This window comes from Frankia sp. ACN1ag (genome assembly GCF_001414035.1).
GTDB lineage: Bacteria > Actinomycetota > Actinomycetes > Frankiales > Frankiaceae > Frankia > Frankia torreyi.
The window spans coordinates 51331-74317 of the sequence record NZ_LJPA01000013.1; the positions used below are offsets into that span (position 1 = coordinate 51331).

Annotated in this window: 14 protein-coding genes; 10 read left to right on the forward strand and 4 right to left on the reverse strand. The window is 71.8% G+C overall.

Annotation, left to right across the window (positions count from 1 at the left end):
• Positions 1 to 3: 3 nt before the first annotated feature.
• Entirely contained in the window at positions 4 to 1977 is a 1974-nt protein-coding gene (locus UK82_RS42715; protein WP_082121611.1) for a LodA/GoxA family CTQ-dependent oxidase, read from the reverse strand.
• Between the two features lie 1920 nt (positions 1978 to 3897).
• On the opposite strand from UK82_RS42715, the gene UK82_RS13645 reads away from it, so the two are divergent.
• Together UK82_RS13645 and UK82_RS13650 are read left to right on the forward strand one after the other, a co-directional pair.
• Positions 3898 to 4713: a metalloprotease gene (locus UK82_RS13645; RefSeq protein WP_236705900.1), complete on the forward strand. Its 816-nt coding sequence runs from the start codon at positions 3898 to 3900 to the stop codon at positions 4711 to 4713.
• Positions 4714 to 4800: 87 nt separating this feature from the next.
• Positions 4801 to 5646 carry an SAM-dependent methyltransferase gene (locus UK82_RS13650; RefSeq protein ID WP_044883092.1) on the forward strand — a complete coding sequence of 282 codons (846 nt, stop codon included), beginning with the start codon at positions 4801 to 4803 and terminating at the stop codon, positions 5644 to 5646.
• A 165-nt stretch (positions 5647 to 5811) separates the two neighbouring features.
• On the opposite strand, the gene modA is transcribed toward UK82_RS13650, so the two are convergent.
• Entirely contained in the window at positions 5812 to 6627 is an 816-nt protein-coding gene (modA, locus tag UK82_RS13655; RefSeq protein ID WP_055407535.1) for a molybdate ABC transporter substrate-binding protein, read from the reverse strand.
• A gap of 807 nt (positions 6628 to 7434) precedes the next feature.
• Positions 7435 to 7953: a flavin reductase family protein gene (locus UK82_RS13660; RefSeq protein WP_044883094.1), complete on the reverse strand. Its 519-nt coding sequence runs from the start codon at positions 7951 to 7953 to the stop codon at positions 7435 to 7437.
• Positions 7954 to 9325: 1372 nt separating this feature from the next.
• Here UK82_RS13660 and UK82_RS13665 point away from each other — a divergent pair.
• The 7 genes from UK82_RS13665 (at position 9326) to UK82_RS13695 (ending at position 20215) form a co-directional block, all read left to right on the forward strand.
• Positions 9326 to 10552: an ABC transporter substrate-binding protein gene (locus UK82_RS13665; RefSeq protein WP_055407537.1), complete on the forward strand. Its 1227-nt coding sequence runs from the start codon at positions 9326 to 9328 to the stop codon at positions 10550 to 10552.
• Positions 10553 to 11655: 1103 nt separating this feature from the next.
• The gene (locus tag UK82_RS13670; protein WP_055407539.1) at positions 11656 to 12759 is read left to right on the forward strand and encodes an ABC transporter substrate-binding protein; all 1104 of its coding nucleotides are present in this window, start codon (positions 11656 to 11658) and stop codon (positions 12757 to 12759) included.
• 202 nt (positions 12760 to 12961) lie between these two features.
• Entirely contained in the window at positions 12962 to 16648 is a 3687-nt protein-coding gene (locus UK82_RS13675; RefSeq protein ID WP_055407541.1) for an ABC transporter permease subunit, read from the forward strand.
• Positions 16645 to 17322: an ABC transporter ATP-binding protein gene (locus tag UK82_RS13680; protein ID WP_055407542.1), complete on the forward strand. Its 678-nt coding sequence runs from the start codon at positions 16645 to 16647 to the stop codon at positions 17320 to 17322. The genes UK82_RS13675 and UK82_RS13680 overlap by 4 nt, the downstream gene beginning before the upstream one ends.
• Positions 17323 to 17386: 64 nt before the next feature.
• Entirely contained in the window at positions 17387 to 18634 is a 1248-nt protein-coding gene (locus tag UK82_RS13685; RefSeq protein ID WP_044883098.1) for a cytochrome P450, read from the forward strand.
• Complete coding sequence (locus UK82_RS13690; RefSeq protein ID WP_011604962.1) at positions 18631 to 18825, forward strand: ferredoxin; 195 nt, start codon at positions 18631 to 18633, stop codon at positions 18823 to 18825. The genes UK82_RS13685 and UK82_RS13690 overlap by 4 nt, the downstream gene beginning before the upstream one ends.
• 142 nt (positions 18826 to 18967) lie before the next feature.
• The gene (locus tag UK82_RS13695) at positions 18968 to 20215 is read left to right on the forward strand and encodes an ABC transporter substrate-binding protein (protein WP_082121612.1); all 1248 of its coding nucleotides are present in this window, start codon (positions 18968 to 18970) and stop codon (positions 20213 to 20215) included.
• Between the two features lie 571 nt (positions 20216 to 20786).
• Here the strand turns inward: UK82_RS13695 and UK82_RS13700 are convergent.
• A complete protein-coding gene (locus UK82_RS13700) occupies positions 20787 to 21440 on the reverse strand; it encodes a TetR/AcrR family transcriptional regulator (protein ID WP_044883099.1) in 654 nt (217 codons plus the stop codon).
• Positions 21441 to 21529: 89 nt separating this feature from the next.
• Here UK82_RS13700 and UK82_RS13705 point away from each other — a divergent pair, with 89 nt between their 5' ends.
• Positions 21530 to 22966 carry an MFS transporter gene (locus UK82_RS13705; protein WP_236705901.1) on the forward strand — a complete coding sequence of 479 codons (1437 nt, stop codon included), beginning with the start codon at positions 21530 to 21532 and terminating at the stop codon, positions 22964 to 22966.
• The last annotated feature ends 21 nt before the right edge of the window (positions 22967 to 22987 follow it).

The window sequence follows — 22987 nt, forward strand, 5'->3', positions numbered from 1 at the left end:
GACTCAACGCAGGCCGTGGGGGAAGCGGGCGACCTTGTCGATGTAGCCGGCGGCGACCTCGTCGTCGGGCCGGTCGTCGGCCGCGACGGCGGCCGCGGCCGCCCTGGCCGCGACCGCGTGATCAGCGGACTCGGGCACATGGATCGTGATCAGGCCGCGGAGCGCCGGTCCGGTGTCCGGTCCGAAGCCGGTCTCGGACTCGACCATCATCACCGGCGGAAACTCCGCCGTGTCGGTTGGACCGGGGCGGACCTCGATGACGCCGAGCTTGCCGAACTCGGCGACCATACAGTTGATGCGCCGCAGGTAATCGGCGGGAAAGAAGCGGTCCCACACCCGGCGCCGCGCGAACGCCGCCAGGCGGGTGGAGATGTCCTGGGACGGGTCCACGACCGTCTGGTAGTCCTCTTCGCTGAGTACCTGGTTGGGTACCCGGGCCGGCCAGAAGGTCGGTAGATACGGGTCGTAACGCCGCCCGAAACCGAGATCGTACCCGGACCGGCAGCTCGCGGTGTCGGTCTGCCACGGCACGGCCATCCAGCGGGTCAGATCGCCCGCGCCCTGCCCGTACAGCGGACCGGTCCGGCTCAGCGCGGCCAGCGGTGTGAGGACGTTGCCGTAGTCCGTCTCCGGCTGGTCCGGATCGCGGTGGCGTATCCGGAATGGTGCGCTGTACATGGTGGTGTGCCGGACCGGCCAGGTGACCTCGCATCCCGGATGGAACGCATCCGCCAGGCAGAACGACAGCGCAGCCCGGTCCAGTGTCGACGGCTGCTCGGCGATGTCCACATCGCCGAGGTTCCGTGCCGGCGCGTTGCCGGGGTCGTCGTCGGTTCCGTAGTCGGCGTCGAAGTTCCCCTTGGCCCACTGCTCCAGTTGCCAGTACTGGGTCGGCGTGACGGTCATGTGCTGGTGTGCGGAGACCGGGGGCAACGACATCGCGTCTCCGTACACCGGAGGCCAGGGAACCGGGGAGACACCGTCACGGTCCAGGTTCCGGAAGGTGGCGAACACCGTCCGCCGCACGTCGTCGTCGACGGCCGCCGGGCTCGCCAGGCGCGCGAGGTATCCCGGAGCAAGGAAGAAGTCACGGCCGCCCCAGCCGAACCGAGCGGCGAAGCCCTGGTTGACCCACTGCAACGCGCACATGCGGTGGAGAACCGGCAGGATGTCGCGTCGGAAGGACACGCTCCGGGGGCGCGGCAGGATCCCGGCGGAGACGTAGGCGTCATACAGCAGATCGTGCAGTGTGCGAACCGACCTGAGCTGGGGGGCGTAGTTCGGCGGCGCGGTCACGACCCACGCGGGATCCGTCGGCACCAGTTCGCCATCGATGCGCACCTCGGCGGTGACCGGTCCGTCGCTGGTGTCGTCGTGCCAGCCGTCGTTGTTGGCGAAGGTGGTCGCGGGAGAACCGTCGCGGGAGGCGGACACGCCACGGCCACCGAGGAAGATCAGACGGCCGTCCTCGTCGGTGGCGAGCTCGCCCAGGTAGACCTTCTTGCCGCAGAACTGCCCGGTGTCGAACCGGTGGTCCAGACCGGACTGGTTACGGCCCCGGATTGTCCGTTTCCCGGGGTCGATGGTCAGGTCGCCCCGGTCCTCAACCGGCACCTGGGCGTTTCGGCGCCGGGAATCCGGCGCACTGGTGGCCTCGGGAATGTCCAGCGCGATCTGGAACTCGTACCAGGCGGCCTTCTTGTTCGCCACGTGCACGGTCCAGCATAGATCCGCGTTGTCCGCCGTCAGTTCGGCCACCGCCTCACCGGCCGCGTTGTACCCGTACACCCGGAACCGTACCGCCTGGCGCCGTAGCGCACCGGTGGCATCCTTGTAGGAGTCGAATGGCAGCGGCACCGGATCATCGACCTCCGGCGCCAGGTGATATTCTTCGCTGTTTCCGACTCTGGCTACCCCGATCGCCGGATGAATCGCGGCTCGCACGATCCGGGTGTCTCTCGCCGGATGGACGGTCATCGTGGGACGGGGCGCGTCGGGCTCACCGACGGGGACACCGTTGACGTTTCNGCGCAGTTCGGCGGAAGCCTGGTAAACGACCCGGCGGGCGTCGGATATGGAGCCGAGCGGGGCATGGTCGGGCAACGCGTGCCACGGCTGGAAGGCCAGGCTCTCGCCGTAGGCATCCTGCCCCCGCGCGGCAACGTCCTGGCCGTGCAGGGTGAGGGTGGCCACGTGCACCGGCGCACTCTGGCCCTCCTCCCAGCGCACCGTGGCCCGATCGAGCGGCATGGCGTCCGGCTCGGTACGGAACTGGACCATCAGGTGAAACACGGCCTGCCCCGCCAGCAGCCGAAACCGCAGGTCGGAACGCAGATAGCTGGGATCCTGGCCCGGCGGGCCGGCACGGTCGTCGGCCGGGGCGGCCGACACGGGCAGCAGCTTGTACTTGACCTGCCGGTCGGGGCCGAAGGCGTACGGCAGACCGCTCCAGTACGTGGCGGTCAGTACACTGGCCTCCGATTTCGCCATATCGGCGAGGATCTGCCGTGTCGTGGGATGTTCCGCCAGGTACCCGGCATAGTCATGGTCTACCACCCCAGCCCTGGTGAACTCGCACATGTCCGTGGCGGTGTCGACAAAGAACACGTCGTGATTCTGGAGAACGAGATCGTGGGTGGTTGCGTCCACCTCGGTCGCCAGTAGTTTTCTTCCGGGTACCCCAAACAGCTTGATCCCGATTCCCAGGGTGCTTTTCAGGTCGGTCCGGGACGGCAGCGTGTCGCTGGAGAAACGGACCCAGGCCGGCAACGCATCCTGCCGGAGCAGGCCGATCCGCAACTCCTCCGGCAGATCCGGGCGTACCGAGAGGAGGCCCTGGGCCACTCCGTGGGCCTTACTGAAGACCGGACGGCGCACCGGATCCTGGCCCGAATCGATGCGCTGCCGCANCACGGTGTCCACGAACATCGCCTTGAGATCGGCTATCGGGTCGGCGCAGGTCGGGGACGTTGTCGGGTTCATTCTCTTCTCCCGGGATCGGGCAACGTGGCGGTCCTGCACAACCGAGGATTCCGGGCGTGACGATACGCGGCCGTGGTCCCCTGGCGGCTGCGGCACACCGGGTGTCATATCGAGGCCGCAGAACCCGCCGTCGGCGGACACGAGGTCCTGTCCGGAGTCGGCTGATAAAGGCGCCGGAGGCGGATCGGAGGGGAGGACTCTAAGTTCTTACGCAATCTGCGCGAGCAGGAGGAGTGCGCAGGGTGCACCCGACCGAGGAGGACGGTCCGTGGCGGTGCACGGCCCTCGGGGTCTTCTCCGCGGCCGCTGACCCGGACGGCTGCCGGTCCAGGCCGCTGACGCGCCCCGTAGCGGTGAACAGGACCCCGCCCGCGGGTGACACCACCCCGCGGCTGGCGCGTCTGCCGGATGTGCGTGCCTCCGACGCGGCATAATGCACGTGCATATGCGTTTGATGATGCTCGTGCATTCGATGGAGGTCGACCATGGCCGAACGTCCCCCGATCGGGCCGGTGTCACCACCCCCCTTACCGGCCCATCGCCTGGTGATAGTGGTCACCGCGGCGACCACTCTGCTCGGCCTGGCGACACTTGCTGCGGTCACCGTCATCACCCTGGGCTCCGGCGAACCCGTCGCCGCCGCCGTCGTCGCCGGGCTCCCACCGGCGGTCATGAGCCCGTTCGCAGTTGCTCTACCTGCGGTTATCCGAGTCGCCCAGGCAGAGCGGCCACCACGCCGGCGCGGGTACGGGCGGCGGGCGGCCCGAGAGTCCCAGACCCGCCGCGCGCCGCGGGGGCAATGACGCCGCTCCCTCGATTGCCATCGCGGTGACGACGGCGGATCACCGGCAGGGAAGATCGCCTCTACGGTTGAGCGTCGTGCGGGTCATCTGGGCGGCCTTGGCCGCGATCGTCATGTCTGTCGGCCTCCTGGCCGGCTGCAACGCCTCCGCGACCGGTGTACCCCTCAACGCTGCCAGTGGCATCGATACGAGCGCCGCCCTCGGCGGTTCGTCCGTGGGCGCCGCCGGCGACTCGTCGGCCGTCACCGGCGGGGCGCTGCCCGTCGCCGCGACGGCGTCGCCCGCATCCTGCGGCGGCAAGGTCACCAATGTGCAGGATGTCCAACGGCTCATCAACGAGCCGGTCGGCTGCCCCGGCGCGCTGAACACGTTCTGGCACGGCGAGCTCGGCGACGCCTGGACGGCGCCGCGCTTCGTCGCCTACCGCGACGGCGAGGTGCCCGACGACGCCTGCGGCCGCGAGGTCAACGACCCCCGCCAGTTCGCCGACAACGCGCTGTACTGCACGCTCGACGACACGGTCGCCTACAGCGTCGACTTTCTCGACGAGCTGGCGCAGGTCGGCGGCCCCACCTACCCGCTGTTCGTCCTCATGCACGAGCTGTCCCACCGCGGCGACCGCATCGGCGGGAACCTGGGGGTCGTCACCCGCGCCGAGGAGAACCAGGCCGACTGCTTCGCCGGGCGGCAGGCCTCCGCCGCGCACGACGCCGGGCGCATCGCCGTCAGCGACGCCCTGCAGGGCGCCCTGCTGTTCTACAGCCTCGGCGACACCCGCGGCGGCTGGTTCGCCCAGGAGCCCGCCAGCGCCCCCGACGCCCACGGCTCCCCCCGCCAGCGCGCCCAGGCGTTCGCCTTCGGCTACCTGCGCGACAGCTCCACCTGCCACACGATCGGCAAGTCCCAGACGGGCGACGTGTCGTTCTGACCACCGGCCTCCACGTCCGCCGTCAATCTGGTGACGCTCGGTAACCATAGGTGCGGCCGGGTTGCGGCGGCAGGGTTACGGTCGGTTATGACCTTCAGGGCTGCGTCCGATCAGATCGAGGTTCCCGCCGGGGTGGGTCTGACCGCTGTCGGCATGGCGTGGGTCCGCGCCCGGGAGAGCGCGCGCCGCGACCGGCTCTTCGACGACCCCTACGCGGAGGCGTTCGTCGAGGCGGCCGGGGGCCCCGCCGCGGCCGGCCCCGCCGGCGCCTTCGCCCGCTTCATCGACGTGGTGGACTCCCACGGCGTGCAACGCACCCGCTTCTTCGACGACTACCTGACCCGCGCCGCCGACGACGGCCAACGCCAGCTCGTCCTGCTCGCCGCGGGCCTGGACACCCGTGCCTACCGGCTGTCCTGGCCCGCCGGTACCCGGCTGTTCGAGGTCGACCTGCCGGAGATGCTGACGTTCAAGCAGGCGGTCCTCGACACCCGGCACGCGACCGCGCGCGCCGAGCGGGTCACCGTCCCCGCCGACCTCGCCGGCGACTGGGCGACCGCGCTGACCCGCGCGGGCCTGCGGCCGCGGGAACGCACCACCTGGCTCGTCGAGGGCCTGCTGCCCTACCTCGACGCCGACCAGGCCGGCCGTCTGCTCACCACCGTCGGGGAGCTGTCCGCCCCGGGCAGCCTGCTGGGATTCGAGTACCAGTCCGCCGACACGCGGCTGCTCGACGAGCTGCGCGCCACCCCGGAGCTGGCCGAGTTCGCGACCCTGCTCAAGGGCGGCCTCGACGAGCCCGCCCTCACCTGGCTGCCCCGCCACGGCTGGCAGGTGCTGCGCGCCCGGCTGCGCGCCGAGCTCGCCACCGAGTCCGGCCGCCTCGCGCCCGGCCCGCTCGTCGACGGCTTCCTCGTCGCCATCCGCCGCTGACCGCCATCCGCCATCGGCCGCTGACCGTCACCCGCCGCCGGCCCGCGCCGGCCGGGGCCAGGGCCCGGACAAGACGACGGCCATGGTTCCCCGGGATGACTCTCCCGGGGAACCATGGCCGAGATGCCGCCCGCTACCGGCGGCCGGCGTGGGCCGAGCCGCGGATCAGGGGGCCTGGAAACCGGCCGCGATCAGGACTGCCTCGCCCTTGTCGGAGGTGACGTAGTCCTCCCACGCCTTGCCGCCGGCGGCGTTCTTGCCGGCCTTGAGGGTGGCGATCGGGTAGTCGTTGATGGCCTTCGCCGACTCGGGGAACTCGATACCCGTCACCTTGTCGCCCGCGGCCTTCGCGTCCGTGCGGTAGACCAGCGCCGCGTCGACCTCACCGAGGGTGACCTTCGACAGGGCGGACTTGACGTCCTGCTCGAGGGTGACGGGGGTCAACTGCGTCCCGGCCGCGGCCAGCGCCTTCTTCGCCGCCGCGCCGCAGGGCACCTGCTCGGCGCACAGCGCGACCTTCACGCCCGGCTTCACCAGGTCGGGCAGGTCCTTGATGCCCTTCGGGTTGGCCTTCGGCACGGCGATGACGAGCTGGTTGCGGACGAAGACCTTCGGCGCCGAGGAGTTCTCCCCGGCGTCGGTGACGGTCTTCATCGTGGCCGGGCTCGCCGCGGCGAACACGTCCGCGGGCGCGCCGGAGGTGATCTGCTGGGCCAGCGCGGAACTGCCCGCGAAGGAGAACTTCACGGTGGACCCCGGGTTGGCGGCCTCGAACTGCTTGCCGAGCGTCGTGAACGTCCCGGTCAGCGACGCCGCGGCGAACACCGTGACCGTGCCCGTCACACCGCTGGAGGCACTGGTGGTGGCGGGCGCCGGCGTGGCGGCCGTGCCTCCGTCGCTCCCGCTGCTGCCACACCCGGCGGCGAGCAGACCGGCGCTGGCCACGACCGCCAGCGCCGTCTTCACCCTGCGAAATCTCACGAATCCCCGTTCCTACGCACCACGGTCGGTCGCCGGCGCCATCGCGCGCACGGTCGACCGCCCCCTACGAACATCCACTGTTGGCTGTGCGGTCGGGCGCCTCGATGTCACTCATCGTCACCGAACCGACCTATGGCGACGTCGTCGTCGCCGCGAGCGTCGAGCCGCGCGGAGTACTCCGACGGCGACGGCACCCGCTCGCACCTGCGGATGCCGCTGGTAGGCGATGCCGCAGATGCGAAACTGGATGCATGATAGTGCCGCTTGTACGTTACGACCAGGTGGGGGTGCCTCAAATCCTTCCGCAACTGCGGTCCGGCTCCGGCCGGATCCAGCGCGCGCCGGCGCCTGCGCCCCGGGCGGGCCGGCAGTGAGCTGAGCCCGTCACAGCGGGCTGTGTCCTACGGGAGGCAGGGGCTGTCGTGGCCCGTGACCACGCNCAGCGCGACGAGCGGAACGTCCAGCGTGAGCACGATGCCGATGGCGGTCACGTCGTAGTCGAGGACCCAGGTGGCCGAGGCCTCGGCGACGCCGGCGGGCACGCAGTGCCCGTCCTGCCAGCGCACGCCATCAGCATGATCGGGATGATCGTGCGCGCGAATAGTCACAGAAGCGAGCAAAATGGTCACGCTATGACGGCCGGCCGGGCGCTCATCTGCCGGGCGGTGGTCAGCCGGGCGGTGGTCAGCCGGGCCCCGACGCGCGCACGGCCCGCCCCCTGGTGGGGTGCGGGCCGTGGACGCTGCAGCGAGCGGGCGAGCGGGCGAGCGGCCGAGCCGCGTGCGCGGACCCGGGGCGCGGGCGAGCTCAGGGCAGGGCGTGGAAGGTGCGGTCGTGGTAGATCAGCGGCGCCGCGGCGGGGTCGGTCGCGGCCTCCAGGACCTGGCCGACGATGAGGAAGTGGTCGCCGGCCTCGATCGGCGGGCGGGTGGCGCAGCGCAGCCAGGCCCGGCCGCCGTCGAGCAGCGGCTCCCCGGTGGGCAGCGCGGTCCAGCGGGTCGGCTCGGCGAACCGGTCGATGCCACTGCGGGCGAAGCGGCGGGCGACCTCCTCCTGCTCCGAGGAGAGCAGGTTGACGACGAACGTCTCGGCGGTGCGCAGGTGCGGCCAGGCCGACGCGCTCGACGAGATCGCGAAGACGACCATCGGGGGCTCGGCGGACAGCGACGCCAGCGAGGTCGCGGTGAAGCCGACCGGTCCCACGCCGGCGTCCGTCGTGATGACGGCGACGCCCGCCGGGTGACCCCGGAAGACGGTCCGGAACAGGTCGCCGTCGACGGCGCGCGCCCTGGGGGCTCCCTGGGTCTGGCGAAGCGAGGCGGTCATACGGATGCTCCCGAGGTTCGAGGGGCGGACATGGTTCTGAGCGGCGGACATGGTTCTCAGCGGCGGTCGTGGGTGTTGAGCGGCGGATCGGGCTCGGCCGGTGCCATGGACCGCGTCGGTCACGCCGACGGTCGGGCCATCCGACCGATCGTCGCCGCTGCGCCGCGCCCGGTCGGCACGCTCGCCACGACTCGGACCGCGGACCGGCAGGGTCCGGCTCGTGGACGGGCCGGGCTGTCCGCCGCCGCGGGGCTGGGGAGTGGGTCGGACACGTGCTGGTCAGGGCCACCGGCGACGCGTGGCAGGCGCACGGCCGGAGGCGGACGTGTCAACGGGGGGCGAGCCACCCTGCGGGGCCGGGCGGGACGGCGACGGGGCGGGCGGAGCCGTTCGGGACGGCGCAGGTGCCGGAGGCGTTCACGACGGCGGCATCCGCGCGGGACCGGGCCGGGCCTTCCCGGCGGGTCGGTGCGGACGCTCGCGGGATGGGGTGGCCGGGGTGGGGTGACTCAGCGGCAGGGGCGACAGAGATCGCTGTTGCTGTGGCCGAAGTCGACGTGACGCCGGCGCCGCAGACGTGGCTGGTCGTCGCGACCCTCCACAGAGGCGCACGGCGATGCGCCGGCCGTAGGCCACGGAGTGAGCTGCACGCTTCCACACTAAATCCGCGCCAATGGCAGGTCAACGGGCCGATCAGGGCATCCGGACCCCGGTGTGTGGCGGGTGACCTCAACACCGGGATACGCACGGAACGCGGATGGGGACGACTATGACTTCGCTCACTGCCGGCGTGGATCTGTGCACGGTACGGCCCCGCCGATCGCCGTCCGGTCCGCGGGCGGGATGACCGGTGGCGCCCAGCTCGGCCGCTCCCGTCCCGAGGGGCGGTGGTTCACGGCACGCCCGTCATTGTGTTGCTGGTGATATTTGAGATACGGATCGGCTACCGGTCCTGCGCGCACCGCTAACACGGAGCCCGGTCGGAACGAGTGGCGGTAGCACTCCGTGTGGCAGCACGCGAGCAGGGCCGCGTGAATGCGTTCGCGGCCGACCGGAGGGGCTCGCAGCCGAAGTGGAAAGAACCCCCCGGTTGGCTCCGCGACAGCTCGGCCCTGGTAGGTTTCCGCCAGCGGAGAGGTGCTCTTCGGTGAAGGCGCGGGGGGATCGGCCCCGTCCTGACCGCAGCGTTGTCAATGCGGATCGTCCGCACTGATCCTTTGTGTTTATGCGCCACCGGGTAACGGCGGTCTGCGGGGTGCAGGCAGCCGGCCGCACATAATCCCGGATCTGCCGGTGAGAGCGGAGGAGGCGTTGGCGCGCAGCGGTCCAGATGCCGGCACGGGTAGACCTCGGCGCGGTCGAGAGGTGGCTTATGCAGGTGTGGCGGACGAGATTCACCGGGGCGGCGATCGCCGCACTCATGCTGGCTGCCTGTAGTTCCGGTGACTCGTCGGGCGGCACGAATAGCGCGACCGGCACCTGCGCCCCCGGCGTCACCGACGACTCGGTCAAGGTGGGTCTGCTCTATCCGGACACCGGTGTGATGGCGGCGCAGTTCACCGGCTTCCGGGCCGGCGTGACCGCGCGATTCGGTGCGGAGAACGCCGCCGCCGGCGGCGTCGGCAGCCGGAAGATCGACTATGCCTGGCAGGACGACCAGTCCGACCCCCGCGGCAACCTGCAGGGCGCCTGCGAGCTGGTCGCGCAGAACGCCTTCGCCGTCGTCCAGTACTCCGCCGCCTCCCAGCAGTCCATCGACTACCTCGACACCGCGGGCGTGCCCGTGGTCGGGGTGGCCGACCAGCCCGGCTGGGGCCAGCACCAGAACACCTTCAGCGTCACCTTCGCCAGCCAGAACGGCCAGAGCACCACGACCCTCGGCGACTTCGTCCGGCAGCAGGGCGGCACCAGGGCGGCGCTGGCCATCAGCTTCCTCAGCCAGACGGCCAAGCTCTACGCCGACGGCGTCAGCGCCAGCCTGCGTCACGCCGGCATCGGCGTCGTCACCCAGGATGTCGACTCCACCAACACCGCGGACGTCGCACAGAAGATCATCGCCTCGGGTGCCGACACCATCATCGCCGCGGCCCCGCTCGACCTCTACACCGGCGTCCTGGCCGCCGCGGTCAGCGCCGGACACCCGTTCAAGGTCGCCGTCTCCGTCGTCAGCTACGACCCGCGCCTGCTCGCCCCCTACGGCCACCAGCTCGCCGGCAGCTACGCCCAACTCTCCTTCGCGGCTCTCGAACGCGACCGGCCGGTCCAGCGCCAGTTCCTCCAGGCGATGGCCACCTACTCGCCGGAGGTCTCCCCGCCGGGCCAGCAGAGTGCCATCGACGGCTGGTTGAGCGCGGACCTGTTCATCCGTGGCCTGAAAACCCAGCAGGGCTGCCCCACCCGCGACTCCTACATCAAGGGCCTGCGGGCGGTGAGCGACTACGACGCTGACGGAATGATGGTCAACAAGATCAATTTTGGAACAGACCGGGGTAAGCTCGACCTCTGCTATGACTTCGTCCGGGTTGCGAACAGCGGCGACCATTTCGAGGTCGTCAGCCCGCAGCCCCTCTGTGGGGAGCGCATCGAGACGGATCGATGAGGCCGCCGGTGCGCCGCGCCCTGCCGATGCCGATGCCGATGCCGAGAGCACTCCTCCATCCCAACTCCGGGACAATCTGAGATGGATTTCTCGGTGTTGCGGATTGGTGGCTGCAACGCCCCCGCCGGCGGGATCGAGGAGACTTTTCGGCCCGGTGCCCGTGAGGATCGAACCCGCCGGAGATTCGGCTGGGTTGAGGTCACGGACAGCTTTCTCGGATACGCTGGCGCGGGTTTCGGGACCGGTCCGTCGAAGGTGTTCGCGGCGGCGGGGTCCGCGGCTCTTTCGGCGCGATGTTCCGGGGCGACGCGGTCGCGGTCCAGTGCGGTGGAGGGCCGGTACTCCGGTACTCCTGCGATCTGGATCACTTTGCCGGCGGATCGCCCCAGGTTGCGGGCCTGAGTGCCGCCGTCCAGCCGGCATCCGAGGCCTGGTGGAGTGCCGGCGAACCCCGGGCCGGATCGGCCGGTGCGGATCGTCGTCCCTGATGCGCCGGAAGTTGTCCGTCCCAAGGGTTCGTATACAGCACAATATTCATCGTCTACAGACCGTGAGCGTAGTCGGGTGGCGGGTGGCCCCGTGCCGACGCTCGGGTGAGCGTCGCTGACCCCCGACGGAGAAGGCTGGGTGGAGCCCGTTGCAAATTTCCTGAGGCGATGCCTAAGGGCGCGGATGGGAAGCGGAGAGCACCCCCCGGCTGGCTCCGGCGTGGCTCCCCCCTGGTAGGTTTTCGCCGACGAAGTTCGGTGATCTTCAGTGAAGATGTCGGAGGATGGGACCTGTACTGACTGCTGTGCTGCGGTGAACAAGTCGTCCGCACTGATCTGGTAGACGTTGATGCGCTACGCGGCGGTGGCGGTTCTCGCGGCGAGTTCGCTCGCCGACCCCGATCGCGCACGTGCGGCCGGGATCGGAAATTCATCAGCGCAGAGGGGTCGGCCACGGGCTCGGGAAACCTCGGCGCGATCGAGAGGCGGATTCGACGGGTGTGGCGCACGAGGCTGGGCGTGGCGGCGATCGCTGCGGTGACAATGCTGGCGGCCTGTAGTTCCGGGGACTCGTCGGACAGCGGAAGGTCCGCGTCCGGCTCGTGCGCTCCGGGCGTGACCGACAGTGCGATCAAGGTGGGTCTGCTCTATCCGGACACCGGCGTGATGGCGGCGCAGTTCACCGGCTTCCGGGCCGGCGTGAACGCCCGCTTCAGCGCCGAGAACGCGGCCGGCGGCGTCGACGGCCGGAAGATCGACTATGCCTGGCAGGACGACCAGTCCGACCCCCGCGGCAACCTGCAGGGCGCCCGCGAGCTGGTCGCCCAGAACGCTTTCGCCGTCGTCCAGTACACCGCGGTGTCCCAGCAGTCCGTCGCCTACCTCGACAAGGCGGGCGTGCCGGTGATCGGCGCCGCCGACCAGCCCGGCTGGGCGGCGCACCGCAACACCTTCACCGTCACCCTGACGAGCCAGACGGGCCAGAGCACGACGACGATCGGCGACTTCGTCCGCCAGCAGGGCGGCACCAAGGCCGCGGTGGTCGTCAGCTTCCTCAGCGAGACCGCCAAGCTCTACGCGGACGGAGTGACGAAGAGCCTGCAGCACGCGGGCATCGACGCGGTCACCCAGGACGTCGACGGCACCAACGCCGCCGACGTCGCCCGCAAGATCATCTCCTCCGGGGCCGACACGATCATCGCCGCGGCGCCGCTCGACCTCTACACCGGTGTCCTGGACGCCGCCGTCGGCGCCGGGCACCCGTTCAAGGTCGCCGTGTCCGCCGTCAGTTATGACCCGCGCCTGCTCGCCCCCTACGGGCGGCAGCTCGCCGGCACCTACGCGTCGCTCTCCTACGCCGCGTTGGAGCGCAACCGGCCGGTCCAGCGCCGGTTCCTGCAGGCGATGGCGGACTACTCCCCGGAGGTCTCCCCGCCCGGCCAGCAGAGCACCATCATCGGCTGGCTGAGCGCGGACCTGTTTATCCGTGGACTGAAGACTCAGCACGGCTGTCCTACCCGCGAGTCCTACATGAAGGGCCTGCGTGGGGTGACCGACTACGATGCCGACGGGATGCTGGTCAATAAGATCAATTACGCCACCGATCAGGGCCAGCTCGATCCGTGCTTCGACTTCGTCCGGGTCGCCGGAAGCGGTGACCATTTCGAGGTCGTGACCCCACAGCCACTCTGTGGCCAACGCTTCGACACCGGCCAGTGATGAGGGAAGTCGGGCCCGCGCGTTGATGTGATAGAAGGACATTACGGCGGGGCGTAGGCGAAGATATGGGCCGGCCATCCGATCCGGATGGTGTGGTCTGGCGGGAGCGCAGGCGTCACAGTGACGACCGGCGGTGTCGAGAACTATCCGACCGGTTCTCGGTGAGGATCGAACTCGCTAGAGTTCGGACTGGGGTGATGCTGTGGGCAGCTTTCTCGGATACGCCGTCATCAGTCTTGGGGCCGGCGCACTGTATGCCTTTGTGGCGGCGGGTCTGCTGCTGATCCACCGGGGTTCGGGAGTGCTGAACCTCGGGCAGGGCGCGCTGGTGATGTTCGCGGCCTATCTGTTCCACGAGGCCGGTGACGGGTGGGGGCTGCCGACCGCGCTTGCCGCTGCCGTCGTCGTCGTGCTCACCGGGGCGGTCGCGCTGCTGTTTCACGTGGCCGTGCTGCGGCCGATGCGCCATGCCGCGCCGCTCAACCGGGTCGTTGCCACCCTGGGCCTGCTCATCGTCCTGCAGGCCGCGGTGGTGCTGGCCTTCGGCGGGCAGAGCCGCTCGGTGCCGTCGTTCCTGCCGCAGTCCGTCGTCGAGGTGTTCGGCAAGCCCGTCGGGGTGCACGTCTTCGTCCGCCTCGGTGTCGTCATCGCCCTAGTCGCGGCGCTGTGGGCGTTCTTCCGGTACACCACCGCCGGGGCGGTCACCACCGCCGTCGCCGAGGGGCCGGCCGCGGCGGCGACGCTCGGCTGGTCGGCCGACGCGGTCGCCGGGGCCTGCTGGTTCGGTGGCGGGGTGCTCGCCGGCCTCGCCGGTGTCCTGCTCGCCCCGCTGCAGAACCCGCTGTCGTCGACGAGCCTGGTCCTGCTGGTCGTTCCCGCGCTGGCGGTGGCGCTCGCCGCCGGGTTCCGCTCGTTCCCGCTCGCGCTCGTCGGCGGGCTGCTGCTGGCGCTGGTCGAACTCCAGCTCCAGGTGCACCTGACCGGCCCGCACGACTGGGCGCAGGGCCTCGACAGCGCCCTGCCGGTCGTCGTCATCATCGTGCTGCTCGTCGTGCGGGGCAGCAACATTCCCGACCGCGCCCACCAGGCCGAGGACCGCCCGCCGCTCGGCTCCGGAGCGATCAACCTCCCGGTGCTGGTCGGCGGGTTCGCCCTGCTGGTGGCGCTCGTCTGGCTGGTGCTGCCCGATCCGTGGGTCAACGCGGTCGCCCTCCAGGCCGGGTACGCGCTGATCCTGCTGTCGCTGGTGGTCCTCGTCGGCTACGCCGGCCAGCTCTCGCTGGCCCAGAGCGCGCTGGCCGGGATCGCCGCGCTGGTCGCGGGGCGCCTGGTGGCGGCCGAGGGCTGGCCGTTCGCCGCCGCCCTGGTGATCGGCGTGCTGGCCACCACCGCCGTCGGCGTGCTGTTCGCCCTGCCGGCGCTGCGCACCCGCGGCCTGCAGCTCGCCGTGGTCACTCTGGGCCTCGGTGTCACCGTCAGCGCGATCCTGTTCCAGCGCGGCTACTCCTCACCTCCCGCGGACGGCCAGAGCTCCTCGATCTTCGGGGACGTGCTCGACCAGCAGGGCACCGTCGTCGCCACCGCCGACGCCCCGCTGCACTTCCTCGGCATCCCGGTCGACCGCACCGACGATCCGCGCGCCTACGCCACCCTGGCGCTGATCCTGCTGCTGCTCGCGGGGCTCGCGGTGTCCGCGGTGCGCCGCGGCCGGGCCGGGCGGCGGCTCATCGCGGTGCGCACCAACGAACGGGCGGCGGCGTCGCTGGGCATCAGCGTGTTCGCGGCGAAGATCTACGCCTTCGCGCTGTCCGCGGCCATCGCCGGGCTCGGGGGGGTGCTGCTCGCCTTCGCCAACCGCAACATCAGCTATGACGACGGGAACTTCCTGCCGTTCACCGGCATCCTCGTCGTCGCCTACGCCGTCGTCGGCGGCGTCGGCTACATCAGCGGCGCCGGGATCGGCGCCCTGCTCGCGCCGGGCACCCTCGGTCAGCAGCTCGCCGGCTGGCTGTCCGACCGCTTCGGCGGCTCCACCGCGCTGCCGCGCACCGTCGGCGCCGTGCTCGCCGGCCTGTTCGGGTACGGGCTCGGCGGGCTCGCCCGCGGCCAGGTCGACCGGTCCCGGCGCGCCGGCGCGGCCCGGTGGGCGCGCTGGCTGCCGGCCGGCGCCCTGGTCGTCCTCGCGGTGCTGGGCGTACTGTTCGGCGACCGGCTCACCGACTGGCTGCGCGAGATCGACCGCTACCTGCCGCTGATCGGCGGGATCATCCTGCTGCTGGTGCTGATCCGTTCCGGGGGCACGGGGCTCGCCGGCGGCCTGGCCGGCCGGGCCCGTCTGCCGCTGCCCGCCCCCGTCGCCGCTCGGCTGGGCCGCCCCGACACCGCGTTCGCCGGCCCTGCCCCGGCGCCGGTCACCGTCGTCGAGGCGCCGACCGAGGCTGTGACGACCGGAGCTGTGACGACCGGAGCTGTGACGACCGAGGCTGTGACGACCGGGGCCGTCGTCCCGGCCGCCGCGGACGTGGCCCCGCCGCCGGAAGCCGAGGCCACGCGAGAGGTGTTGCGGGTGCGGCCGGCGACGCTGACCGTCGAGGGCATCACGGTGCGCTGGGGCGGCGTCGTCGCCGTGGACAGCGTCGGGTTCGAGGTGGCGCCGGGCACCGTCGTCGGGCTCATCGGGCCCAACGGCGCAGGCAAGACGACGATCGTCGACGCCATCACCGGGTACGCGGCGACGGCGGCGGGCACGGTCCGGGTGGGCGACACCAGCCTGGACGGGCTACGGGCGCATCGCCGGGTGCGGGCAGGGGTGAGCCGGTCGTTCCAGAACCTCGAACTGTTCGAGGACCTCACCGTCGCGGAGAACCTGCGCGCCGCCAGCGACCCGCGCGACCTCGCCGCCTACATCACCGGCCTGGTCTGGCCGGGCAACCGCCCGCTGAGTGCACCCGCCCAGGCCGCGGTCCGCGAGTTCGGCCTGGCCGACGCGCTGGACACCCAGGTGTCGGCGCTGTCCTACGGGCGCCGCCGGCTGGTGGCGATCGCCCGCGCCGTCGCGACCGCGCCGTCCGTGCTGCTGCTCGACGAGCCGGCGGCCGGTCTGGACGAGCACGAGAGCGCCGAGCTCGCCGCCCTCGTACGCCGCCTGGCGGACGAGTGGGGAATCGCCGTCCTGCTCATCGAGCACGACATGCCGTTCGTCATGGGAGTCTGCGACCGCCTGGTGGTCCTCGAGTTCGGCCGCAGGATCGCCGAGGGCGCGCCGGCGGACATCCAGGCCGATCCCGCCGTCATCGCCGCCTACCTCGGCCGCCCCGACGAGCCGACCGCGGACGGCGCCGCCGACGACCAGGCGGGCAGCGCCACCGAGACCGCCCCGGCTGATGATCCGCCGGCGGCGGTGGATCAGGCTGCCGCAGCGGAGTCGTCGGCGCCGGCGGTCGAGCCGGTGGTCGAGGAGTCGTCGGCGCCGGCGGACGAGCCTGTCGTCGAGGAGCCGCCGGCGGTGGCGGCTGAGGCTGTCGCGGCGAACGAGCCTGCGGTCGCGGAGACTCCTGCCGTCGCGGACGAGGCTGTCCTCGCGGATGAGGCGGTCCCCGTGGATGAGGCCGCCGCGCAGGGCGAGGGGGCCGCCGCGGACGGAGTGGGCGCCGGCGGTACCGAGGAGGAGATCGTCGTGGCCCAGGCCAGCGCACCGGAGCAGACGGCCGGCGATGGTGCCGGACCCGACCAGACGGCCGGCGATGGTGCCGGACCGGAGCAGACGGCCGGCGACGAGAACGGCTCGGCCGGCGACGCGGCGGTCGGGGACGGGAAGGACGGTGCGGCGCTGGCCGCGCCGGTCGGTGAGGCGGCGGCGGCGCCGCCCGTGGCTGGAGGTGCCAGGTGAGCGTCGTCGGATGCCGCCAGCTTGCCGTCGGGTACGGCGCCGGGCCTGTCGTGGTCGGTCTCGACCTCGAGGTGGCCCGCGGGGAGGTGGTGGCGTTGCTCGGGCCGAACGGCGCCGGCAAGACCACCACGCTGATGGCGCTGGCCGGCGCCCTGACCCCCGACGAGGGGATCGTCACCTGGCAGGGGGAGGCGACCACGGCGCCGCTGCACCGGCGGGCCCGGCAGGGCCTCGGCGTGGTGCTCGAGGAACGGGCCGTCACCCCGTCGCTGACCGTCCGCCAGAACCTGCGCATCGGCGGCGTGGATCCGTTGGCCGCGCTGGCCGACTTCCCCGAGCTCACCGAGCATCTCGACCGCCGTGCCGGTCTGCTCTCCGGCGGCCAGCAGCAGTTGCTCACCCTGGCCCGGGTGCTGGCCCGCCGGCCGGTGGCGCTGCTCGCCGACGAGCTCTCGCTCGGCCTCGCGCCGCAGGTGGTGGCCCGTCTGCTGGGCGCCATCCGCGCCGCCGCCGACGACGGGCTCGCCGTGCTGCTCGTCGAGCAACACGTCCGCGCGGCGCTGCGCGTCGCGGACCGGGCCGTGGTGCTCAGCCGCGGGCGGGTTCGCTGGTCGGGACCGGCCGCCCAGGCCCGCGCGGACCCGGCGCTCGTCGAACAGGGCTATCTCACCTGACCGCCTGACCGCCCCCGTCCGTGCCCCGGACGGAACGTCTCACCGATCCTGGAGGAACACGCATATGCCAGACGACACCGCGGGCGCGGCGGCGCCCGCCGACGGCGGCCACGGCCTGCGAGCCGCGACGCTGGACTGGGTCGAGTTCGAACGCCAGCGCGCCGAGGACCCGCGGGCCTACTTCTCCCGGCTGCGGGAGAAGTGCCCGGTGGACTACGACGAGGGACACGATGGCTGGATCCAGATCCTGCGCCGGTCCGACATCGACGAGGTCCTGCGCAATCCCGAGGTGTTCTCCAACCTCATCCCCGAACTGATGAGCAGCCCGCTGCCCGCCATCCCGATGGGCGTCGACCCGCCCGACCACGCCAAGTACCGGCGCATCCTCGACCCGCTGTTCTCTCCGCGGCGGATGGCCGTGCTGGAGGCCGAGGTCGTGGCGAACACGGTCGCCACGATCGAGAGCTTCCTCGACCGCGGCGCCTGCGACTTCGCCACCGACCTCGCCGTCCCGCTGCCCTGCTCGGTGTTCCTCACCCTGTTCGGGCTGCCGCAGTCCGAGCTGCCGGCCCTGCTGCACATGAAGGACGCGATCATCCGTCCGGAGTCGCTCACCGACGACCCCGACGAGAGGGTGCGGATCCAGACCGAGGCCGGCACGCAGGCGTTCACCCTGTTCGGGACGGTCCTCGCGCAGCGGCGCGCCGAGCCCCGGGACGATCTCATCACCGAGCTGCTCAAGGCTGAGATCGAGGGCCGGCCGCTGACCGAGCCGGAGCTGCTCGGGATCTGCTTCATGCTCATGATGGCCGGGCTGGACACCGTCACCATCAGCCTCACCTGCATTCTTGCCTACCTGCTGGAGCATCCCGAGGCGCGGCGCGCGATCGTCGCCGACCCGGAGAAGATCCCGACCGTCGTCGAGGAGCTGCTGCGCTGGGAGACCCCGGTGATAGCCGTCCCGCGGATCACCACCCGCGACACCGAGATCGCCGGCTGCCCGATCAAGAAGGGCGAGATGGTCCACGTGATGCTGGCCTCGGGCAACCTCGACCCGGACGCGGACCCGCGGGCCGGCGTCGTCGACCTCGACCGCGCCGACAAGCGGCACCTGGCCTTCGGCGGCGGGCCGCACCGCTGCCTGGGCTCCCACCTGGCCCGGATGGAGCTGCGCACCGTGCTGCGCGAGTGGCACCGACTCATCCCCGAGTACTCCCTGGCGCCGGGGGCGAGCATCACCTGGAACGGCCACACGCTGCGCGGCCTGGACTCGCTGGCGCTGACCTGGCCGACGGATGCGGGGCAGGCATGAGGCTCACGATCGACACCGCCCGCTGCCAGGGGCACGGGCGGTGTTACGACCTCGCCCCGGAGCTGTTCACCGACGACGACAGCGGCTACGGCGAGGTGACCGTTGCGGACGTGCCGGCCGACCGGGTGGAACTGGCCCGGCGGGCGGCGGAGGCCTGCCCGGAGCGGGCCGTGCTGCTCGACGGGGTGTAGAGCGTCCCGGCGGGATGTAGAGCGTCCCGGCCGCGGCGGCCGGCCGGCCCCGCGGGGGGCCGGCCGGCGGGACGGTGGCGGTCGGGTGGAGGAACGGCGGCGAGTTGAGAGTGGGTTCGGGCGAGAGATGATGAGGAAGACGATGCGGTCCAGAAGCGCGATGGCGGCGCTGGCGGTGGGGGCCACGCTGGCCCTGGCCGCGTGTGGTTCGTCCGGAACGACGGGGGAGTCGTCGCCGGCCACGGACGGCCCGAAGGCCAGCCCGGTGAAGCTGCTGTCCATCGTGCCGCTGACGACGCCGACGACGAACTTCCCGGAGCAGGCCGGAGCGGCGAAGGCCGCCGTGCGCGCGCTGAACAAGCGCGGCGGCATCAACGGCCATCCCGTGCAGATCGACGTGTGCGACTCGAAGAACGACCAGGCGGCGGGCGAGGCCTGCGCCCAGAAGGCGGTGAGCGGCAAGTACCTCGCCGTCGTCTCCGCCTTCAGCACCGCGGGCGGCATCAACGCCATCCTGGAGAAGGCCGGAATCCCCAGCATCGGCAGCTCGGGCATCGCCGGCGACGGCTCGGACCTCACCTCGAAGATCAGCTTCGTCTACCAGCCGGCGTCGACGTACTACGAGGCCGTCTGCGCGCCGCTGCTCAAGAACACTGCCAAGATCAGCAAGATGGGGGTCGTCAACTACGACATCGCCGCGGCCTCCCGCCTCGGGGCGCTGGCCGGGCTCGGCGGCAAGTCCGCCGGGGTCGGCACCCAGGAGATCAAGGTGCCGGTGACGACGAGCGACTACGCTCCGGTCGCGGCCCGGATCACCGACGCCGGCGCGCAGGGCGTCACGATGGGCCTGGCCGAGGCCAGCGCGATCGGCCTCATCCAGGCCGGCGGGGACAAGCTGAACTACTGCAACGCCGCGGGCACCATCTCGGACGCGAACCTGGTCAAGCTCGGGCCCGCGGCGAAGAACTTCTACGCCGTCGGCGCCTTCCCGCTGTTCAACCAGAGCGCGAAATACCCGGAGCTGACCCGGCTGCAGTCCGAGCTCGACGCGGACTTCGCCGCCGGCGACAAGGACGCGGCGAAGAACCTGCGCCACTCCACCTCCACCATCGGCGGCTGGCTGGCGGTCCAGATCGTCGAACAGGTCGGCAAGAAGGTCACCGGTGACCTCACCGCCAAGTCCCTGCTGGCGCAGCTCAACCAGACCAAGGGCCTGGACCTGCAGCTCGTCCCGCCGTTGGACTTCACCAAGACCAACCCGGTCCCCGGCCTGACCCGGCTGTTCAACAACACCCTGCTGGGCCAGCGCTGGGACTCGACGAAGAAGACCTTCCTCGCCACCGGCACGTCCTACGACGGCCAGAAGATCCTGACCGCCGGCGCGAAGTGACCCCGTCGGGTCCCGTCCGCGGGACCCGACGCTAGCCGGCCCCGGCCGGCAAGCCCTGGGCCGGGCCGGCTCCCGAAATGGGGGTCGGCCCGGCCCAGGGCGTTCCCGGCACCTCCCGGCACCTCCCGGCTGGGACCCCGGCGATCGGGGACCTGTCAGTTGGGCCGGCTACCAGTGCGGCGGCATTGCGGTGCGATGCGCACGATCCCCGGGCTCAGACCGTGCAAAACGCACCGCGACCTGCCCGCCCGGCTTCGGACTCACTCCTCTGGCTTTTCCGGTCAGAACGCGGCCAGATCGTGCCGAGGCTTAGGTACGGTTTTCGGGCTGAAAAGTGGCACAAGCCCTCGGCGCGATTCCGTGCACAGACAGGCACAGGNAGACACGGGCAGGCGCGAAGGCGCTTTCGTCTGCGAGCACCGGTCCCGAGTCGGACGCCTGGTGTTCCGCGGAACCGCGCCGTGCTGCCGGGCACGACCTCGACTTCCACGATCTTGCCCTCACCTGCACACCTCGACGGTGAGGATCAGGGAACGCGACAGGCCCCCACGGTCACAACCACATACGCGGACTAGGGCACCGTCGTGGCGGCCGGCGGCTGCGGGTCGGGCACGCCGTGGGCGAGCAGGAAGGTGCGCACGCCGGCCTCCACGGCGCGGCGCACGACGTCGTCCGCCGCCGGGCGGGTGCCGTTCTCGGTCAGCTCGGGGATCTGCGCGTTGATCAGTGCGAAGAACTGGCGGGCGGCGAGCGCCGGGTCGGCGACCTGCAGCAGCCCGGCGTTGCCGAGCATCGCCAGGCGTCCGGTGAGCGCGTCGAGGATCGGGTCGCCGGCCTTCTCCCGCACCGTGCGGTAGATCTCGGGATCGCGGACCGACTCGGCGGCGATCGTGCGGTACAGGAACATCGAGCAGGTGCTGCGCTGGCACTCCACCAGCGCTACGCCCACCTCGAACAGGCTCGCCTGCCAGCGCTCGGGGGAGACGTCCAGGGCCTGCAGCACCCGCAGCGCGTCACCGTTCTGCTCGACGGCGGAGTCGGCGACCGACTCGCGGAACAGGTTCTCCTTGCCGCCGAAGTAGCTGTAGATGGTCGGCTTGGACACCCCGGCCGCGGTGGCGATCGCGTCCACGCTCGCCCGCTCGTACCCCTGCGTGCCGAAGATCGGTGCTGCGGCGTCGAGGATGGCCCGGCGCTTGTCGATCCCGCGCTGCCGTCCCGCCATCGGGCCCCACCCTCACCTCTGCGCCGCCGCTGCCGTCCTTACTGTAGGCCCTCCTGTCCTTACTAAACCGTGTAGTTTAATCTGGTCTCATGAGCGTAAAGGAAGCCTCCGGGGAGCCCGCCGCCACGGCGCCCGACCCGGCAGCCGTCCCCGCGGCCAGCCCGACGCCGGCATCCGGGTCGGGGGTGCGCACCGGCCCGGCCCTGGTCGCGCTCGCCGGCGCGGCGCTGCTCGCCGTGCTCGACGGCACCGTCGTCGCGGTGGCCCTCGCCCCGCTGGCCGACGCCTTCTCCGCCCCGCTGACCACCGTCGTGTGGGTGACGATCGCCTACCTGCTCGCCGCGGCGACGGCGCTGCCGCTGCTGGGCTGGGCGAGCGCCCGCTTCGGCGGGCGCGCGGTGTTCCTCGCCGGTCTCGGCCTGTTCCTGCTCGGCTCGCTGCTGTGCACGCTGGCCCGCTCGCCGGGGATGCTCATCGGCTTCCGGGTGCTCCAGGGATTCGGCGGCGGGCTGCTCGAACCGAGCGCGATGACCCTGTCCGCGGCGCTGGCCACCCGGGAGTCGATGGGGCGGGCGCTCGGCGTGATGTCCACGGTCGTCAACGTCGCGCCCGCGGCCGGCCCGATCCTCGGTGGTCTGCTGCTGGAGACCGGCCACTGGCAGTGGCTGTTCGCGGTCAACTTCCCGCTCGGGCTGCTGGTCGGCGCCGCCACCCTGGCCTACGTCCCCGCCCGCCGGCCCGACCCCGCCCCGACCCGCCCCGGCGCCGACCTACGCGGCCTGGTCCTGCTCACCGCGGGTTACCTCGGCGTGCTGTTCGCGGTCAACCGGGCCGGCGCGCACCCCGGCGACTGGCCGGTCCTCGCCGCCGCGGCGGGGGGGATCGTCCTGCTCGCCGCCTACGTCCGCCACGCGTTCACCACGACCGCCACCCCCGCCCTCGACCTGCGGCTGCTGCGCCGGCCCGGATTCGCCGCGAGCATCGCCGTGATGAGCCTGGTCGGACTGGTCATGTACGGGCAGACCACGGCACTGCCGGTGGTCGGCCTCGACCAGCACGGCCTGCACGGCCTCGACCAGGGGCTGCTGGTCTGCGCCCTCGGGCTGGGGCTGCTCGTGTCGATGACGACCGGCGGGCGGATCAGCGACCGCCTCGGCGCGCGCTCCCTCGTACGTGCCGGCGCCGGCGCCACCACCGTGCTGCTGGCCACCTTCGCGGCGACCGCCGAGCACATCCCGCTCGCCGCCGCGTGCGCGCTGTTCGTCGCCGTCGGGCTGAGCTTCGGCCTCACCGCCTCACCGACCGTGGCCAGCCTGTACCGCACGCTGCCGCCGGTCGAGCAGCCGCAGGGCACCACCTCGATCTTCATGGCGGTGCAGCTCGCCGCGTCGCTGGGCGTCGCCCTGCTGAGCCTGCTGCAGTCGCGCGCCGGCACCGACTGGGTGACGCCCCTGTTCGCCCTGTTCGCCGCGGCCGCCGCCGGCATCGGCCTGCTCGCCGGCCGGCTGCCCGGCCGGCCCGGCTGACCCGCCCGTCCCGCCGGGCCA

What these genes read in the sequence shown, in the direction of transcription:
- UK82_RS13705 (WP_236705901.1), top strand. Translation starts at nt 21,530, where the DNA reads ATGAGCGTAAAGGAAGCCTCCGGGGAGCCCGCCGCCACGGCGCCCGAC.
- UK82_RS13700 (WP_044883099.1), bottom strand. Translation starts at nt 21,440, where the DNA reads ATGGCGGGACGGCAGCGCGGGATCGACAAGCGCCGGGCCATCCTCGAC.
- UK82_RS13660 (WP_044883094.1), bottom strand. Translation starts at nt 7,953, where the DNA reads ATGACCGCCTCGCTTCGCCAGACCCAGGGAGCCCCCAGGGCGCGCGCC.
- UK82_RS13665 (WP_055407537.1), top strand. Translation starts at nt 9,326, where the DNA reads ATGCAGGTGTGGCGGACGAGATTCACCGGGGCGGCGATCGCCGCACTC.
- UK82_RS13695 (WP_082121612.1), top strand. Translation starts at nt 18,968, where the DNA reads ATGCGGTCCAGAAGCGCGATGGCGGCGCTGGCGGTGGGGGCCACGCTG.
- UK82_RS13645 (WP_236705900.1), top strand. Translation starts at nt 3,898, where the DNA reads ATGTCTGTCGGCCTCCTGGCCGGCTGCAACGCCTCCGCGACCGGTGTA.
- UK82_RS13690 (WP_011604962.1), top strand. Translation starts at nt 18,631, where the DNA reads ATGAGGCTCACGATCGACACCGCCCGCTGCCAGGGGCACGGGCGGTGT.
- UK82_RS42715 (WP_082121611.1), bottom strand. Translation starts at nt 1,977, where the DNA reads ATGACCGTCCATCCGGCGAGAGACACCCGGATCGTGCGAGCCGCGATT.
- UK82_RS13685 (WP_044883098.1), top strand. Translation starts at nt 17,387, where the DNA reads ATGCCAGACGACACCGCGGGCGCGGCGGCGCCCGCCGACGGCGGCCAC.
- UK82_RS13650 (WP_044883092.1), top strand. Translation starts at nt 4,801, where the DNA reads ATGACCTTCAGGGCTGCGTCCGATCAGATCGAGGTTCCCGCCGGGGTG.